The sequence below is a fragment of the Bacillus sp. FSL K6-0268 genome, assembly GCF_038005425.1.
Classification (GTDB): domain Bacteria; phylum Bacillota; class Bacilli; order Bacillales; family Bacillaceae_G; genus Bacillus_A; species Bacillus_A thuringiensis_S.
The window spans coordinates 1-1,128 of the sequence record NZ_JBBOTF010000013.1 but is presented as its reverse complement, the minus strand read 5'-3'; the positions used below and the strand labels follow the sequence as shown (position 1 = coordinate 1,128).

The window sequence follows — 1,128 nt, the reverse complement described above, 5'->3', positions numbered from 1 at the left end:
GAAGTGGAAGTAATTACAGAAACAGAAGAGCTAGAAGAAGTAGAAGTAATTACAGAAACAGAAGAGCTAGAAGAAGTAGAAGTGATTGCAGAATCAGAAGAAGTGGAAGTAATTGCAGAAGCAGAAGAGTCAGAAGAAGTAGAAGTAATCGCAGAAGCAGAAGAGTCAGAAGAAGTGGAAGTAATTACAGAAACAGAAGAGCTAGAAGAAGTGGAAGTAATTGCAGAAGCGGAAGAGTCAGAAGAAGTAGAAGTAATTGCGGAAACAGAAGAGCTAGAAGAAGTGGAAGTAATTGCAGAAACAGAAGAGCCAGAAGAAGTGGAAGTAATTGCGGAAACAGAAGAGCTAGAAGAAGTAGAAGTAATTGCAGAAGCAGAAGAGCTAGAAGAAGTAGAAGTAATTGCAGAAACAGAAGCACAAGAAGAAGTGGAAGTAATTGCAGAAACAGAAGAGCCAGAAGAAGTGGAAGTAATTGCGGAAACAGAAGAGCTAGAAGAAGTGGAAGTAATTGCAGAAATAAAAGCGCCTGTAGTAGAGACATTTGTAGCACTTGAGGAAATTCAGCAAGAAGATGAAGCGATTGAACAAAAGAGTGAATTCATACATGTAGCTGAGGCTGATGAACAGACAAAGAACGACGTTCAAAGCTTTGCGAATGTTTTACTTGCAGAAACAGAAGAAAATAAACGAGTTGTAGAAGAAGCGCCAGTCGCAGAAGAACAACGAGTTGTAGAAGAAACACCAGTCGCAGAAGAACAACGAGTTGTAGAAGAAGCGCCAGTCGCAGAAGAACAACGAGTTGTAGAAGAAGCGCCGGTCGCAGAAGAACAACCAGTTGTAAAAAAAGAAGAACCAAAACGTGAGAAAAAGCGTCATGTACCATTTAATGTTGTTATGTTGAAACAAGATAGAACACGATTAATGGAAAGACATGCAGCTAGGGCAAATGCAATGCAGCATTCTGTTAATGTACGAGTAGAGAATAGACCAGTGCAACAAGTAGTAGCAGAACCACAAGTGGAAGAACAACCAATGCAGCAGGTGGTAGCAGAACCACAAGTGGAAGAACAACCAATGCAGCAGGTGGTAGCAGAACCACAAGTGGAAGAACAACCAATGCAGCAGGTG

Annotated in this window: 1 pseudogene; it reads left to right on the top strand. The window is 41.1% G+C overall.

Features of this window, described 5'->3' with window-relative positions:
• A pseudogene (locus MHI28_RS36090) lies at positions 1-1,128 on the top strand (DNA translocase FtsK); the annotation flags it as partial.